This is a genomic window from Flavobacterium sp. (assembly GCF_040402835.1).
Lineage (GTDB): Bacteria > Bacteroidota > Bacteroidia > Flavobacteriales > Flavobacteriaceae > Flavobacterium.
On sequence record NZ_JBBALW010000039.1, the window covers coordinates 1 to 15357 of the forward strand.

General features: G+C 34.6%; 13 protein-coding genes. All 13 read right to left on the reverse strand.

All coding sequences use genetic code 11. From position 1 onward, the window contains the following. Nucleotides 1–176: 176 nt before the first annotated feature. A complete protein-coding gene (locus tag AC9UEH_RS10770; protein ID WP_509531642.1) occupies nt 177–1580 on the reverse strand; it encodes a hypothetical protein in 1404 nt (467 codons plus the stop codon). Nucleotides 1581–1763: 183 nt separating this feature from the next. Beyond that, nucleotides 1764–2801 (reverse strand): site-specific tyrosine recombinase/integron integrase, encoded by a 1038-nt coding sequence (gene xerA, locus AC9UEH_RS10775; protein ID WP_509531645.1) that lies wholly within the window; start codon nt 2799–2801, stop codon nt 1764–1766. Between the two features lie 268 nt (nt 2802–3069). Beyond that, complete coding sequence (locus AC9UEH_RS10780; RefSeq protein WP_509531648.1) at nt 3070–4623, reverse strand: MDR family MFS transporter; 1554 nt, start codon at nt 4621–4623, stop codon at nt 3070–3072. Between the two features lie 35 nt (nt 4624–4658). After that, nucleotides 4659–5735, reverse strand: a complete 1077-nt coding sequence (locus AC9UEH_RS10785; RefSeq protein ID WP_509531651.1) for an HlyD family secretion protein — start codon at nt 5733–5735, stop codon at nt 4659–4661. Between the two features lie 11 nt (nt 5736–5746). Then, nucleotides 5747–7078, reverse strand: a complete 1332-nt coding sequence (locus tag AC9UEH_RS10790; protein WP_509531653.1) for a TolC family protein — start codon at nt 7076–7078, stop codon at nt 5747–5749. Beyond that, nucleotides 7065–7691, reverse strand: coding sequence for a TetR/AcrR family transcriptional regulator (locus AC9UEH_RS10795; protein ID WP_509531656.1), 627 nt, complete (start codon nt 7689–7691; stop codon nt 7065–7067). The genes AC9UEH_RS10790 and AC9UEH_RS10795 overlap by 14 nt, the downstream gene beginning before the upstream one ends. A 92-nt stretch (nt 7692–7783) precedes the next feature. Beyond that, the gene (gene trpA, locus AC9UEH_RS10800) at nt 7784–8548 is read right to left on the reverse strand and encodes a tryptophan synthase subunit alpha (RefSeq protein WP_509531659.1); all 765 of its coding nucleotides are present in this window, start codon (nt 8546–8548) and stop codon (nt 7784–7786) included. A 144-nt stretch (nt 8549–8692) separates the two neighbouring features. Then, nucleotides 8693–9874 (reverse strand): tryptophan synthase subunit beta, encoded by a 1182-nt coding sequence (gene trpB / locus AC9UEH_RS10805; protein WP_509531662.1) that lies wholly within the window; start codon nt 9872–9874, stop codon nt 8693–8695. Further along, on the reverse strand, nt 9871–10491 hold the full coding sequence (locus AC9UEH_RS10810; protein ID WP_509531675.1) for a phosphoribosylanthranilate isomerase: 621 nt from the start codon (nt 10489–10491) through the stop codon (nt 9871–9873). The genes trpB and AC9UEH_RS10810 overlap by 4 nt, the downstream gene beginning before the upstream one ends. A gap of 174 nt (nt 10492–10665) precedes the next feature. Further along, nucleotides 10666–11442 (reverse strand): indole-3-glycerol phosphate synthase TrpC, encoded by a 777-nt coding sequence (gene trpC, locus AC9UEH_RS10815; RefSeq protein ID WP_509531665.1) that lies wholly within the window; start codon nt 11440–11442, stop codon nt 10666–10668. Nucleotides 11443–11451: 9 nt separating this feature from the next. Further along, nucleotides 11452–12444: an anthranilate phosphoribosyltransferase gene (gene trpD / locus AC9UEH_RS10820; RefSeq protein WP_509531668.1), complete on the reverse strand. Its 993-nt coding sequence runs from the start codon at nt 12442–12444 to the stop codon at nt 11452–11454. A 39-nt stretch (nt 12445–12483) separates the two neighbouring features. Then, the gene (locus tag AC9UEH_RS10825) at nt 12484–13053 is read right to left on the reverse strand and encodes an anthranilate synthase component II (RefSeq protein WP_509531670.1); all 570 of its coding nucleotides are present in this window, start codon (nt 13051–13053) and stop codon (nt 12484–12486) included. A gap of 278 nt (nt 13054–13331) precedes the next feature. Further along, complete coding sequence (locus tag AC9UEH_RS10830; RefSeq protein WP_509531672.1) at nt 13332–14732, reverse strand: anthranilate synthase component I family protein; 1401 nt, start codon at nt 14730–14732, stop codon at nt 13332–13334. Between the last annotated feature and the right edge of the window lie 625 nt (nt 14733–15357).

Below are 15357 nucleotides of genomic sequence, written 5' to 3' on the forward strand. Positions count from 1 at the left end.
AAATGTATTAACAGGAAGAAGAGAGGTTATTAGACAGTTTGACGTTCCGCCGCTTCTCGTCAGTTGCGAAGTTCGGAAATTAATATTTTCTGTTAAAGATAAAAATTCTTGCGAAACGTAAACGTGAACTTACCACAAAATTCGCAATTGCGAGAAACGGCTGTTGGTGGCAGTTTTTATTTTTCCGATATTTTTCTAATTGCGTTTTCTGTTGAATTTTTATTATTAAAATATTCGGTAATAATAAATTCTACTTTTTTATCATTTTTCAATGTGTTTTTTAAAGTTGAAACTAAAAAATCATAATTAGTAAATTCTGTTTTAGTTTCCAAAATGTTTTTCAACCATTCCCACATTTTCTTTTTACCAATTTCTTTTTCTATTGCTATGAAAATTATTGGAGCATAATCATATACATAAGTTTGTCTGTCAGTTATGTCAGTGATAGATTTCACCATTGAAAAAGAATTCGGGCTAAAATCTTTTAAGGTTTTAAATTTCTTAACTAATACGTCATCATAAGTTTTTTCTTTTTGGATTTCTTCTGTTAATTTCAATGCCATATATTCAGTAAAACCTTCTGACATCATATCGCCTAATTCTGAATTAAACACTTTGAATGTTCCAAAGTAATAATGACCTAATTCGTGCGCAATCATTGGTTTATAGAATTTTTGAGATTGTTCTTCAAATATTCCTCCTAAACCATTCATTCCCCAACCAATTCCCATAATCGTAGGATATGATACAAAAAGCCAAGCATTTTTTATAGAAGTAGGAGTAGTGTTTATAAAAGTAGGAGTTTGATTAAATTTGATATTTAATTTTTGCTCGTAATATTTTTTATAACTAGATATTAGGTTTGAAAATTGATTGATTTTGTCTTGAGGAAATTTTGGATTTAAAATAGCAATATTTCCATCATCAATAAAATCATAATTTCCACAATATAAAGCTATTTCTTGAGGTTCGTTACTAATTAAATGTGCGGAATTTGAGTTTACAGGTTTGTTTCCATTTGCATAAATTGTAGAACAGTCATTACAAGTTAATTCAATATCATAAACCACTCTGTCATAAGCAATATCTTTTTTTGCATCGTAAATAATCGGATACCAAGCACTTTGGCTACCATCACTTCTAACAGACATACCATTAAATGCAATATTTCCTTTCCAATCTTGTCTTGAGAAGTTTTGGACTGTATCATTTGCTACAGGAAACTTGCCAACATATCTAAATTGCAGTTCTTCTGGAAGAAATTTAGTGTTTTTGGTATTTCCTGGAAAATAATATGCTAGTGATTCTCCAGTTGAAGTTGAATCTTTATCAGATTTGTCATATCCGAGTACAAAATCGTTTGGTTTTTTACTTCTTATATTCAATAAATTCATTCCTGAATTTAAACGTATTAAATAATCTTTTATTCTCGGAATATTACTTAATGTTAAGTCGCATTCAAAAGTTCCTTCTTTTATAGAAATGTTAACTTTACCTTTCAAATGTGGTGCATTTTCTTGAGAAAACATTTTTGTAGAAATTGATACTAGTATAAAACACGTTAATATTCTAAAATTCATTTTTATTTTTTTTGTAAGATTTATTCAATTTTTCCAGTTTCAGCGGCAAAATTGCCACCAACTAGCTTATGTACGCATAAAATTGCTAGTTTTTGTTCCAAATCGGCATGTTATGCTCATGTTTTTCATTTTTTTTATGCGTATAATTTCTTATTTTATACAATGTAAAGTTAATCAAAAATCTTACATATCAAAAGGATTAATTATTTTTCTTAAGGAAGTGCTACTCACGTGGGTATAGATCATTGTTGTTTTTGGGCTACTGTGTCCCAAGAGGTCTTGAATATATCGCAAATCAGTTCCGCTTTCTAGCAAATGTGTGGCAAAACTATGGCGGAGCGTATGCAAACTAATTTGTTTAGTTATTCCTGCTTTTTTTGCGGATTGATGCAACACCGATTGTGCACTTCTGCTACTGTATTGATTACCGAATTGTCCTTCAAATAAAAATAGTACCGGTCTATAAATCGTATAATATTCTTTGAGTAATCCTAAAACTTTAGTCGATAACAAGGTATATCTGTCTTTTTTTCCTTTTGCATTTTTTACATGAATAAGCATCCGCTGGCTATCGATATCGGTAATTTTCATATTGATTGCTTCACTGATTCGAAGACCCGACGAGTAAATTAAAGCTAACAATGTTTTGTGTTTTAAATTGGTTGTAACATCTATAAGCTTTAATGTTTCTTCTTTACTCAAAACATTTGGTAACTTTTTTGCATTCTTGGGGCGGTGTAGTTCTTCTAGAACCATTTTTGAATTATGAATAATTTTAAAGAATAACTTAATAGCATTGATGGTTTGATTTTGATAGGAAGCTGACAAATTGTTTTTCAGTATATACTCGTTGTTGTATATAATTACATCCTCGTTGGTAATTTCAGCAACAGGTTTTTCTCTATAAAACACCAAAAATGATTTTAAAGCCTCGCTATAAGTATTGATGGTGCTTTCGCTATACCGTTTCGAACGCAAGTATTGTTTGAATTTTTCTATTTGAGCAATCCCTTCGATAGAAGGAATAGAGTGAGACAGCGGTTTGAGTTTAAACCGAACCCTGTTTTCCTCACTGTCAGGAATGTGCCAAACTTTTAAGGACTGACTCCATCGAGAGCCTTCAACAGTTTTTATCCGAGCAATTAACGCAACATTTTTTTCAAAAACTACAGCTATTCTGGCAGTCCCTTTGTACTTTATTAATTTTGATTCCCATTTCATGGCGTTATTTTTTATAAAGATAGGAAAAAGTTAATTTGGGTATTCTTTTATTCGGTTATTTGTTTAATCGTTGATGCGTTGATTCGGTTTTTTGAAAATCTAAAATCTAAAATCATAATTCTAAAATCGAGGCGTTCGTGCGAGGGATAGCAGCGGAAATCCCACGCTTTTGGGCGTGGATTGTAGCGAATAGCCCGACCTCGTTTAGACAGATTGCCACGTTCCTCGCAATGACGTTCTAAACGAGGGCGCACCCAAATAAAAAAAACTAATTGCGTTTTTTGATGAGTAAAACAAACGGGATGCACAGTAAAAACAAGATGCCTAGGTAATAAAAAATGTCAACGAAAGTCAGTACCGAGCTTTGTTTCATCACGCCATAATCCATAACTTGGTAGGCTCTGTTTAGGGATTCGTTGGTGCTGAAGCCTTTGTTCATAAAGCCTTGTTGTAATTGTAGGACTCTTTGTTGAACGGCAAAATTGGTTTTATCGAGGTGTGAAACCAAATTTACGCGGTGTTCTTGATTGAATCGGGCAATGAATGTGGTGATGATGGCGATTCCAAATGAACCTCCCAATTGTCGCATCATTCCTGTAAAAGCAGCGCCTTCGCCAATTTCTTTCCCTTTCAAAGTTGATAAGGATAATGTGGTTATGGGTACAAATAGTAATCCCAATCCAACGCCTCTCAAAATCAGTGGCCAGAAAATGTGTTCTTCGCCTGTGTCTGGGGTGACTACGTTGTGCATCCAGTAGGTAAATACGAAGAATGCGAGAAATCCAAGGGCGACCATATAGGCTTGTGGAACGCCGCGTTGTATCATTTTTCCTATCATTGGCATCATAATTCCTGTGGTTATGGAACTAGGAATTAGAATTAATCCTGCGTTTAAGGCGCTCCATCCCAACACGGATTGCGTGTAAATAGGTATGATGAAAGTGGAACTGTACAACCCAAATCCTAACACAAAACTCATGACAACACCTACTCTAAGATTGGTATTTTTCAGTACGCTAAGGTTTACGATTGGGTGTTTATAAGTGAGTTCTCGCCATATAAAAAGCATCAATCCTGAAGCAGAAACTGCCGTTAAAAGTGTAATTGTTCGGTCGTTGAACCAGTCGTCTTGTTGCCCGTGTTCCAATATAAACTGTAGTGAACCCACGAAGGCGGCAAGAAATGCAATTCCCCACCAATCGACTTGTGACGCTTTAAGCTTTTCACCATATTTTGGACTTCTCACGAATGTCAATGTCAAAAATGTAGCGATGATTCCAATGGGAATATTGATGTAAAAAATATAGGGCCAAGAGAAATGATCTACAAAATAACCCCCCAATGGCGGTCCTAAAGTTGGGCCTACAATAACTCCCATTCCGTAAATAGCTTGTGCCATTCCTCGTTTTGCAATGGGGTAACTCTCGGTGATTATGGTTTGAGCAGTAACTAATAATGCGCCACCACCCAAACCTTGAATGAATCTAAAAGCGACCAATTCCCAAATGTTTGTGGCGTTTCCACACATAAAGGAAGCCACGGTAAAAATGATGATTGAAGTAGCAAAATAATTCCGTCTTCCAAATTGTTGCGACAACCAACTGGTCATTGGAATGATGATTACATTGGCAATGGCATAAGCGGTAATTACCCAAGCGACATCGGTTAAAGTTGCCCCTAAACTTCCTCGCATATTGTTCAAAGCCACGTTTACAATGGTAGTATCAACGATTTCCAACAAGGCACAAAGCACCGCTGTAATTGTGATAATTACCCTTCTAAAACCGTATTCTACTAAACTATCTTGATCTGCTACTACCATTTTTATTATTGGTTATGCTACTTAATGGCGTTTTTTTAGTTCAAATGAACATCCACATTTACATTCATTCCCGGGCGTAGTAATTTAATTTTTTCAGGATCATTAGAAGTATTCAAACTAATTTTCACTGGCAATCGTTGAATCGTTTTTACGAAATTTCCAGTGGCATTATCGGGCGGAAGTAACGAAAATTTAGAACCTGTAGCGGGTGAAAAGGAAGTAAGTTCCCCTTGAAAAACCGTGTCAGGATAGGCGTCAACTTTCACAGTTACTTTTTGCCCCATTTTCATTTTGTCTAATTGTGTTTCTTTGAAATTGGCAATTACCCACGCTTCTTGATTGTTGATAATATAAAATAAAGCTTGTCCTGGTTGCACTAATTGTCCCGGTTGAATGGAAATTTTAGAAACTTGACCATCAATTGCTGCGGTTACAACCGTGTAACTTAAGTTTAATTTTGCTGCTGCCAACATCGCTTCGGCACGTTTGATATTTGCAGAAGCTACTTCGGTTTGTTTGTTCGAAACATTCGATTTTGCAATTATGACCGATTTCTGAAATGCACTGGCTTTTTGTTGTTGTTGCAAAATTCGCAACTGACTTTCTGCCTCTTGTTTGGCAGCCAAAGCTTGCTCGTATTGTTGTTTTGTGATGGAATGATTTTTATATAAATTTTCGTAACGCTCAAAATCGTTGGTTGCTCTTCCCAATCTTATTTTTGCAGTTTCGATAGTTCCACCCGCCGATTGCACATTGGCATCAGAAACAGAAACACTCGCTAAAGCACTTCCTACATCGGCTTTTGAAACTTCAAAATTGCCTTGCGATGCTATTAATGCGGCTTTTGCATCTTCTAATTTTACAATATAATCGTTGTTGTCGATGGTGAAAAGAGTATCCCCTTTTTTCACATAATCGTTGTCTTTGATATTAACTTTCGTGATATATCCCATAACTCTTGGAATTATTGGGTTCATATTTTTTTCAATTTGTGCGTCGTCCGTAGTTTCGTGAGAAAGCGAATGCACATATTTATAGATTCCGTAACTCAATGCCGATAGAATTAATACGGCTATAATAATTTTCTTTTTGTTGCTTTTTTGATTTTCCATAGTATGAAATATTAGTTTTTTGTAAGTTGGAATGATTGAGTTAATTGCCCTGAAGCGGATTGCATTTCGTAATATTTGAGCATAATATTCGCTCTTGAATACGCATAATTTATTTTAGAATTCAGTTGTTCTAAATCGGCTTCCAATAAATCGGTGGTGTTTGAAAGTCCGTTGTCGTATTTGTCTTTTACAATTCTATAATTTTCTGTAGCTTGCCCAATTGCTTGTTCGTAAACCAAATTTTGTTTCAATGACAAATTGTAGTTTTCAATGGCTTGTTGCACCTGAATTTTTATTTTTTCTGATAAAATTTCTACTGCTTTCGATGCTTCTAATGCGCTGCTTTTTGCTGCTTTTACATTGGCTCCGTTCTTGAAAATGTTGGCGATATCATACGAAATTCCAACACCTAAATTCATTGCATTAGAAACGGTTAGCACATTTTTTAAATCTAAATATATAAATCCACCTGTTAAATTTACGGTTGGAAAATAAGCGCTTTTTGCAATTTTAATATTGTTTTCACTTGCTTTTTCAATGAAATGAATGGCTTCCAAATCCTTTCTGTTTTTCAGTGCAAGTTCCTCGTTTTTGATGATATTTATCGGTTGGTTGTTTGCAAATTGATTTTCATCAATTCCAATTTTGTAGTCTTCAGGAAGCTTTAAAAGGGTGATGAGATAATAATTCAAAACCGATACATTTTTATAAGCTTCGTCCAGTGACAATTGCACTTTTGATTCTTGCAATTGCGCTTTCAGCAAATCATTTCGAGCAATAATTCCGTTTTTTTCTAATGCAGTAAAATCCGTTACCCGTTGTTCTGCGGATTTTAAATTTTCAGTTATAAGGTTTACCGCTTTTTGTGCACGGTATAAATTGGCGTAATATTCCACAACTTCCATTGCTACAGCTTCCTTGGTTTGTTCCAATTTTGCTTTTTCGGATTGATATAAATTCTCAGACGCCTTAATGCTATTTTGAATTTTAAACCCTGAAAATAGTGGTAAGCTTGAATTTATTTGCCCAAGCATTAATTGATTTACAGCGACTGGTGCAGCAGTTGAATTAGATGGATTGGAATTCAAATTAGAATTTACATTGGCATTTGTAAGTCGTAAATACTGACCTGAAACTCTCAAATCTGGATATTTATCGTTTCTTACCGATTCCGAATCGTATTTTTTGGTTTCCACTTTTGCAGATGCCAAGGCAACATCGCTACTTTTGGAAAGTACGATGTTGATGGCTTCATTGAGCGTTAAACCGGTTTTTTCTTGTGCTTTAAGCGATGGAATTCCGACGAAAACCATTGCAATAAGCAATAATTTATTTACTTTCATTGAGTAAAAGTGATTTGATTGTTTGTTGAATGTGCGTTGTTAATTCGGTTTTGATATAATTGTTGTAATCTATTTCGGTTTTCAAATTTAAAATTTCTTTGAAATAGGATTTATTGCTATGGAAATGAAAATAAGTTCCTAATATTGTTGGTGTAATTAAGGGAATAGCGATGTTTTTCTTGAAAATATTTTGATTTTGTCCTTCTTCAATAATACTTTTCAAGGTTTCTAAATTGCTTTTTTTAATTTCGGTAAAAGCTTTTAAATCGATTGTTCTTTTTTGCGAGGAAACTTCATAATGTAGAATTTGATACAGGTTTCTGTTGGCATCTATTTTATTGATATAAAGATCTACGAAGTTTTCAATTTTTTCTAAAGGAGACCTTTCAGTTTTAGAAACATTTTCCAATTGCAATTTTAAATCGTTGGTTCTAAAATAAATCAATCTTTCTAATAACTTTTCTTTGGAACCGAAGTAATAGGAAACCATTGCAATGTTGATTTTGGCTTCTTTTGATATTGTTCTGATTGATGTCCCGTCAAATCCGTGCTCAGCAAATAGCGTTTCGGCTACTTGAAGGATTTGAATTTGCTTGTCATTGAAATCAGTCATTGATAATTTTAATTATAACGACAGCAAAATTAAACGTTTGTTTAAATTAAACAAGCGTTTAATTTTTTAATAACATAAATTTAACAATGAATTTACTTGAATTGATTTACAAATTCGGGAATGGATTGTGTTCCGTTTTGGGTTAAATATTTTATAAAAGCACTTCCAATAATCGCACCTTTAGCAAATTTTGTCGCTTGGTTGAAAGTTGTTTTGGAACTAATTCCAAATCCTATAATCTGTGGATTTTTCAGATTCATTCCGTCAATTCTCTGAAAATAAGCTTCTTGAGCTGTTCCGAAATCTGATTGAGAACCCGTTACATTCGCAGAACTTACCATATAAATAAACCCATTTGAAACGCTGTCGATATAACGGATTCTGCTTTCTGAAGTTTGCGGCGTAATTAGAAAAACATTGAAAATCCCATTTTTTTCAAAGATGGCTTTATAATTTTCATCATAAATAGCAACGGGTAAATCAGGAATTATAAGACCGTCAATTCCAATTTCTGCACATTTTTCACAGAATTTTTCCACTCCATATTGTAAAATCGGATTGAAATATCCCATAATTAACAGCGGAATAGACACCGTTTCTCGGATATTTTCCAATTGGCTGAACAATAATTGCGTTGTCATTCCATTTTGAATTGCAAGTGTAGAACTTTCTTGAATGGTTGGCCCGTCGGCTAATGGATCACTAAATGGCAATCCAATTTCAATCATATCTACGCCACTTTTTTCTAAATCTTGAATGATTTGAACTGTGTCATTTAGATTTGGATAGCCTGCAGAAAAATATATTGATAGCAGCTTTTTGTTTTCTTGTAATGTGTTTGAAATTCTATTTTTCATAATAGTTCTATTGTTGTTAGGAAGCGCGTTAGGGATGGAAGCGGCATCCCTCGGTATTGCTCGGCACGAAGCAATAGCGTGGATACAGCGAACAGCCCGACCCCAAGTCCTGAATTTTTTTTCAGGACTTGGGGAAACGCCCAATTAAAGTTTAAAATAATCGATATAAGTGTTCAAATCTTTGTCGCCACGCCCCGATAAATTGATGACCAAAATATCGGTGGGTTTGAACTTCATTTCGTCCAAAATTGCGAAGGCGTGGGCGGTTTCAATCGCTGGAATTATGCCTTCAGTTTGCGATAATTTGATGCCCCAATTCATAGCATCTTCATCGGTAATTGAGATAAATTGAGCCCGTTTTGTTTCGTATAAATGAGCGTGCATAGGGCCTACGCCAGGGTAATCCAAACCTGCGGAAATGGAATACGGCTCGGTAATTTGACCGTCGTCAGTTTGCATTAAAAGGGTTTTACTACCGTGAATAACACCAATTTTACCCAAGGCAGAAGTTGCGGCACTTTCACCCGAATGGATGCCTTTTCCAGCGGCTTCGACAGCGATAATTTGCACGTCATTTTCATCCAAAAAGTGGTAATATGTGCCAGCAGCATTGCTTCCGCCACCAACACAAGCGATAACATAATCGGGATTTTCGCGCCCTTCTTTCTCTAATAATTGTGTTTTAATTTCCTGTGAAATAACAGCTTGAAAACGCGCCACCATATCTGGATACGGGTGCGGTCCTACCACGGAACCGATAATATAATAGGTATCTTCAGGGTTGTTAATCCAATCGCGAATGGCTTCATTTGTGGCATCTTTCAAGGTTTTAGAACCCGAAGTTGCGGGACGAACTTCGGCACCCAACATTTTCATTCTTGCCACGTTTGGCGCTTGCCGTTTGATGTCGATTTCACCCATATAAACGATGCATTCCAAACCCATTAACGCACAAACGGTGGCGGTTGCAACGCCGTGTTGACCAGCACCAGTTTCTGCAATAATTCGGGTTTTCCCAAGTCGTTTTGCCACCAAAATTTGCCCAATAGTATTGTTGATTTTATGTGCGCCAGTATGACATAAATCTTCTCTTTTTAGGTAGATTTTCGTGTTGTATTCCTTAGACAAACGCTCCGCAAAATAGAGTGGGGTAGGGCGTCCAACGAAATCTTTTAGTAAAGCGTCAAATTCTATTTGGAACGACGGTTCAGCTGTAATTTTTAAATAATTAAGGCGTAATTCCTCAACATTTGGGAATAACATTTCGGGAATAAAAGCACCGCCATAATTTCCGTAAAACCCATTTTCATTAACGTGATAACTCATTTTTTTAAATTTAATATTTCAATTTGTGATTGAAACGATTTTAATAATTCTATTTTTTTTAATCCAGGTTGTGTTTCAAATTTGCTATTTACATCGATGCCGTAAATTGGTAAATTCATATCTTTTAATAGCTTAATTTCTTCAATTCCGATTCCACCACTTAAGAAAAAAGGTTTTTTTGAGGGGTATTTTTTCAACAGATTCCAATCGAAAGTGGTGCCGTTTCCACCTGGTAATTTCCCTTTTGTATCAAATAGAAAATAATCGCAAACACTTTCAAATTCTTTTATAATTGCAAAATCAAAGTTGTCCTTTATAGAAAAAACTTTGATGATTTCGATTGGTATTTCTTTTAGCTTTTGACAAAATTCAACAGTTTCATTTCCGTGCAATTGAACACAATCTAATTTGTATTTTTCGATTTTAGAAACTATTATTTCAAATGATTCGTCAACAAATACGCCCACTTTTTTGATGGATTTTGGCAACATTGGAATTTCACCATCAAAATAGCGACTGGATTTTTCCCAGAAAATAAAACCCATAAAGTCGGGTAGTAGCGCACCTACTTCAAGGATGTTTTCGGGGAATTTCATTCCGCAGATCTTAATCCTCACCCCAGCCCTGTCATTGCGAGATTCGAAGCAATCCAAAGGAGAGGGAGCCGAAACGTCTAGATTGTCCATAATTTTTTCATTTTAAGTTTTTGAACACTAATTATCACGGATTAATTCGTGATAATTCGTGAAATTTGTGTTTATTTTTCAGTTCTTACTTTCCCCCTTTGGGGGTTAGGGGGCCAAAAATTCTTTTGCTGCTTTCCCTGCATTATCTGTTTTCATAAAATTTTCACCAATTAAAAATCCTTTATAACCATACGATTTTAATTCGTTGATGGCTTCAATTGAGGAAATCCCGCTTTCTGAAATTTTTACAAAATCGGTAGGTATTTCCGAAGCCAATTCTTTGCTAATATTCAATCCTACTTCAAACGTTTTTAGATTTCGATTATTGACACCAATCATATTTAAACTTGGCATAATTGACTTTTGTAATTCCTCTAAATTGTGAACTTCAAGCAACACTTCCATTCCTAAAGACTGTGCTAATTCGGATAATATTTTTATTTCATTAGCAGATAAAACGGCTGCAATTAACAAAATTACATCGGCACCATACGCTTTGGCTTCTATGATTTGGTATTCGTCAACGATGAATTCTTTTCGCAAAAGTGGAAGATTTGTTGTTGCTCTAGCAAAAATTAAATCGTCTAAAGAACCTCCAAAATAAGTTGAATCTGTTAATACAGAAATTCCACAAACACCTGCATTTTCATATCCTTGCACAACTTCTTCAACAGAAAACGCATAATTTATTTCTCCTTTTGATGGGGAACGTCGTTTGTGCTCAGCAATAATTCCAGTAGAACTATGAATTAAATTGTTGCTTAATGAAACTGTTTTGCGATCAAAAAGTACCGATTTCTCAAATTCAGTTATTGGAATAATTGATCTTTTGAGAAGAACTTCTCTTTTCTTACTTGTAATTATTTTATCTAAAATGTTCATAATCGATTCTTATTTGCTTAATTGTTGCAATTTATTTAATGCTAAAAGTGCTTTTCCTGACAACAAACTTTCTTTTGCTATTTCAAATCCCTGAATTGGTGAGAGTGAATTAACGGTTGCAATTGCCATTCCTGCATTGGCACAAACTACATTGTTCTGTGCGTCAGTTCCTTTTCCTGCTATTATATTCATAAATAATTTAGCTGATTCTTCAATAGTAGTTCCGCCTTGAATTTCATTTTGCATTAAAATTGAAACTCCAAAATCTTCGGGTTTCAACATTCCTTCCATAGCATTTGTAATGGTTTTGGTATTTCCAGTCAACGAAATTTCGTCATAACCGTCTAAACTGTGTAAAATTGTAAAATTTGTAGTCGTATTTTGATATAAATAGCTGAACATTCTTGCCAATTCAAGGTTGAAAACGCCCACCAATTGATTTTGTGGAAAGGCTGGATTTACCATTGGCCCAAGCATATTGAAGAACGTTTTTACGGCTAATTCTTTACGAATTGTACCAACATTTTTCATTGCGGGGTGAAATAACGGTGCGTGAAGAATACAAATTCCAGCTTGATTGATGCATTTTTCTAAATAAGCGTTGTCATTACTGAATTTTACGCCAAGAATTTCCATTACATTACTCGAACCTGAAATAGAGGAAACACCGTAATTTCCGTGTTTTGCAACTTTAACTCCAGCTCCAGCAGTCACAAACGAAGCCAATGTTGAAATATTGAAAGTGTCTTTTCCATCGCCGCCAGTGCCGCACAAATCGATGGTATTATAATTTGATAAATCTACAGAAATACATAACTCCAATAAGGCTTCCCGAAATCCAGCCAACTCCTCAATGGTAATATTCCGCATCATATAAACGGTAAGAAAACTTGCAATTTGGCTTGTATTATAACTTCCGTTGGAAATATTTACCAAAACATCTTTGGCTTCCAATTTTGAAAGTACTTCGTGATTAATAAGTCGGTTAAGTATGTTTTTCATTTTGTTAAATCTAAATAATGTAGCTATTGAAATATTCGTTTATTGTGCAATCCAGTTTTCTAAAATTTTTTTTCCGTGCGGTGTCAAAATACTTTCAGGGTGAAATTGAACCGCACGAACATCAAAAGTTCGGTGTCGCAAAGACATAATTTGCCCGTTTTCATCTAATGATGTGACTTCTAAAACTTCAGGAAAATCAGTTGGATTTACCACCCAAGAATGGTATCTCCCGACTTCAATTTCAGATTCTAAATCTTTAAATAAAGGTTCGTCTTGCACTTGAATTTTAATATTTGTGGCTACCCCGTGATACACTTTTTCAAGATTGATAAGGCTTCCGCCAAATACTTCTGCGATGGCTTGTTGTCCTAAACAAACTCCGAGAATGCTTTTTGTACCCGAATAGGTTTTGATTACTTCTTTGAGTAAACCCGCTTCGTCTGGGATTCCTGGCCCCGGCGAAAGTAAGATTTTATCAAATTTTTGAAGTTCTTCAATGTCAAATTCGTCGTTTCTATAAACGGTTACTTCACAGTTTAAATCTTCTAAATAGTGTACCAAATTGTAGGTGAAACTATCGTAATTGTCGATGACTATTATTTTTTTCATAGTATGGTATTAAAAATTAAAAGATTGAATGATTGAAAATTTAGTTGTCTTTGTAATCTTTGAATATTAAATTGTTTAAATCTTTAAATGTTATTTTTATTTATTTCTTTTACCTTTTTATCATTCCGACGCAGGAGAAGTCACATTATTCTTTCTCATTTTTTTTTCTTCTATTTTTTCTGCTATTATTTTATTTTATTTTTTATTTTTTCTTCTATTTTTCCCTCCATTTTTTTCCGTTTTGGCTCCCTTCCCTTTGGGGAGGGCTGGGGTGGGGACTATATTATTTCCGCTATTTCCAATGCTTTATCCAATGCAGCCAATTTATTGTAAACTTCCTGCATTTCATTTTCTTCAATAGAATCCGATACAATTCCTGCACCAGCTTGATAGTGCAATTTATGATTTTTACTCAAAAAAGTACGTATCATAATGGCGTGATTAAAATTACCATCAAAATCCATAAATCCGATGGCGCCACCATAGAAATTCCGATTCGTTTTTTCGTATTTTTCGATAAGTTGCATCGCTTTGTGTTTTGGTGCTCCCGATAAAGTTCCTGCTGGAAATGTATCGGCTACCACTTGCATTGTTGTTGCTTTTTCGTGCAACAAGCCCGTGACTTTTGAAACCAAATGAATTACGTGCGAAAAAAACTGAACTTCTCTGTATTTCTCCACTTTCACTTGGTGTCCGTTTCTGCTTAAATCGTTTCGAGCCAAATCGACCAACATAATATGCTCGGCATTTTCTTTTTCGTCTTCGGATAGGTTTTTGGCAAGTTCCGCATCTTTTTCGTCATTTCCAGTTCTTCTAAAAGTTCCTGCAATCGGGTGAATTTCAGCTTTTCTGTCTTTTACAATTAGTTGTGCTTCGGGTGATGAACCCATTATTTTGAAATCGCCGTAATCAAAATAAAATAAATAGGGCGATGGATTGATGCTTCGTAACGCTCTATAAACATTGAATTCGTCGCCTTTAAAACCTTGCGAAAAGCGACGTGACAAAACGAGTTGAAAAACATCGCCACGAAAGCAGTGTTTCTTAGCTAATTTTACATTATCAATAAATTCAGAATCGGTTAAATTAGAATTTTTATCGCCAGTTTTTGAAAAGGAATACGATGCAAAACTTTTGTTTTGAAGTAGGTTTTCTATTGTTTCAATATTATTGCTTTCTGTTATAGAATGGCAAAAAATAAAGGCTTCGTTTTTGAAGTGATTGATGGCGATGATATTCTGATAAACGGCATACTGAATATCTGGAATTTGCAAGTCGCTGTCTTTTTTATTGATTTCGATATTTTCAAAATAGCGAACGGCATCATAAGAAATATATCCAAACAATCCGTTATTGATGAATTTAAAATCGTTGTTTTCGGATTGAAATTGGGAGGCGAATTCTTCGATTATTTTTGGAATATTTGAATTTTCATCAATTGCAATTGCGTTTGTACTTCCATCTGGAAATGTTTTATAAATGGTTTCATTTACTATTTTTATTGATGCAATTGGATTGCAACAGATATACGAGAAACTATTGTCGTTAGCGTGATAATCGCTACTTTCAAGCAGCAAACTGTTGGCAAATTTATCGCGTATTTTTAGGTAAACACTCACAGGCGTAATAGTGTCGGCGAGAATTTTCTTGAATGTGGTTTTGAATTTATAAATTTCCATAATTTGATTTTGTATTTTTGTATAAAAAAAAGGGCTTGTCGTGATGACAAGCCCTTTTTGATATTTATTTGATTTAAAATATACCTATAAGTGTACTGTTCACGACGAATGACGTAAGCTGTTCCACCACCAAGTATTGTTTAAAATTGTTTTCATATTGTATTATTGAAATGCAAATGTAAGTATAAATTGAATTAAAAAAATAAAATCTGATTAAATTTTAAACGAATTATGAATTTTTATGAATTGTTTAATTTATGCGCTACTTTTTTGCGAAAAGGATCGCAGCTAACCAAAATTTATTTTTTGGGCGCGACCCTCCGTAAAAACTTTGGGTCAGGTCGTTCGCTGCAATCTCTGTTCCACTTCGTTTCACAGAGGATTTTCGCTGCCACCCTTCGCGCGAACTCTGATTTAAGATTTAAGATTTTAGATTTTCCGAATAACCAAATTAACGAATCAACAAATCAACCCATAGGATATCTGAATTTAACATTTGATTTGTAAATCTTGAATTTATTTCAGATACTATTGATATAAATTCTGGCGTTTCTACTGTCGGTTTATTTAATTTAATGTATATCCGTTTTTAATCATACTCCTGTAATACTTGCTATCACTAGTC

Excerpts from the sequence above, each read along its gene's own strand:
- AC9UEH_RS10830 (WP_509531672.1), bottom strand. The coding sequence starts at position 14,732 with ATGGAAATTTATAAATTCAAAACCACATTCAAGAAAATTCTCGCCGAC.
- AC9UEH_RS10795 (WP_509531656.1), bottom strand. The coding sequence starts at position 7,691 with ATGACTGATTTCAATGACAAGCAAATTCAAATCCTTCAAGTAGCCGAA.
- trpD (WP_509531668.1), bottom strand. The coding sequence starts at position 12,444 with ATGAAAAACATACTTAACCGACTTATTAATCACGAAGTACTTTCAAAA.
- AC9UEH_RS10825 (WP_509531670.1), bottom strand. The coding sequence starts at position 13,053 with ATGAAAAAAATAATAGTCATCGACAATTACGATAGTTTCACCTACAAT.
- trpA (WP_509531659.1), bottom strand. The coding sequence starts at position 8,548 with ATGAAAAATAGAATTTCAAACACATTACAAGAAAACAAAAAGCTGCTA.
- xerA (WP_509531645.1), bottom strand. The coding sequence starts at position 2,801 with ATGAAATGGGAATCAAAATTAATAAAGTACAAAGGGACTGCCAGAATA.
- AC9UEH_RS10785 (WP_509531651.1), bottom strand. The coding sequence starts at position 5,735 with ATGGAAAATCAAAAAAGCAACAAAAAGAAAATTATTATAGCCGTATTA.
- trpC (WP_509531665.1), bottom strand. The coding sequence starts at position 11,442 with ATGAACATTTTAGATAAAATAATTACAAGTAAGAAAAGAGAAGTTCTT.
- AC9UEH_RS10780 (WP_509531648.1), bottom strand. The coding sequence starts at position 4,623 with ATGGTAGTAGCAGATCAAGATAGTTTAGTAGAATACGGTTTTAGAAGG.
- AC9UEH_RS10770 (WP_509531642.1), bottom strand. The coding sequence starts at position 1,580 with ATGAATTTTAGAATATTAACGTGTTTTATACTAGTATCAATTTCTACA.
- trpB (WP_509531662.1), bottom strand. The coding sequence starts at position 9,874 with ATGAGTTATCACGTTAATGAAAATGGGTTTTACGGAAATTATGGCGGT.
- AC9UEH_RS10790 (WP_509531653.1), bottom strand. The coding sequence starts at position 7,078 with ATGAAAGTAAATAAATTATTGCTTATTGCAATGGTTTTCGTCGGAATT.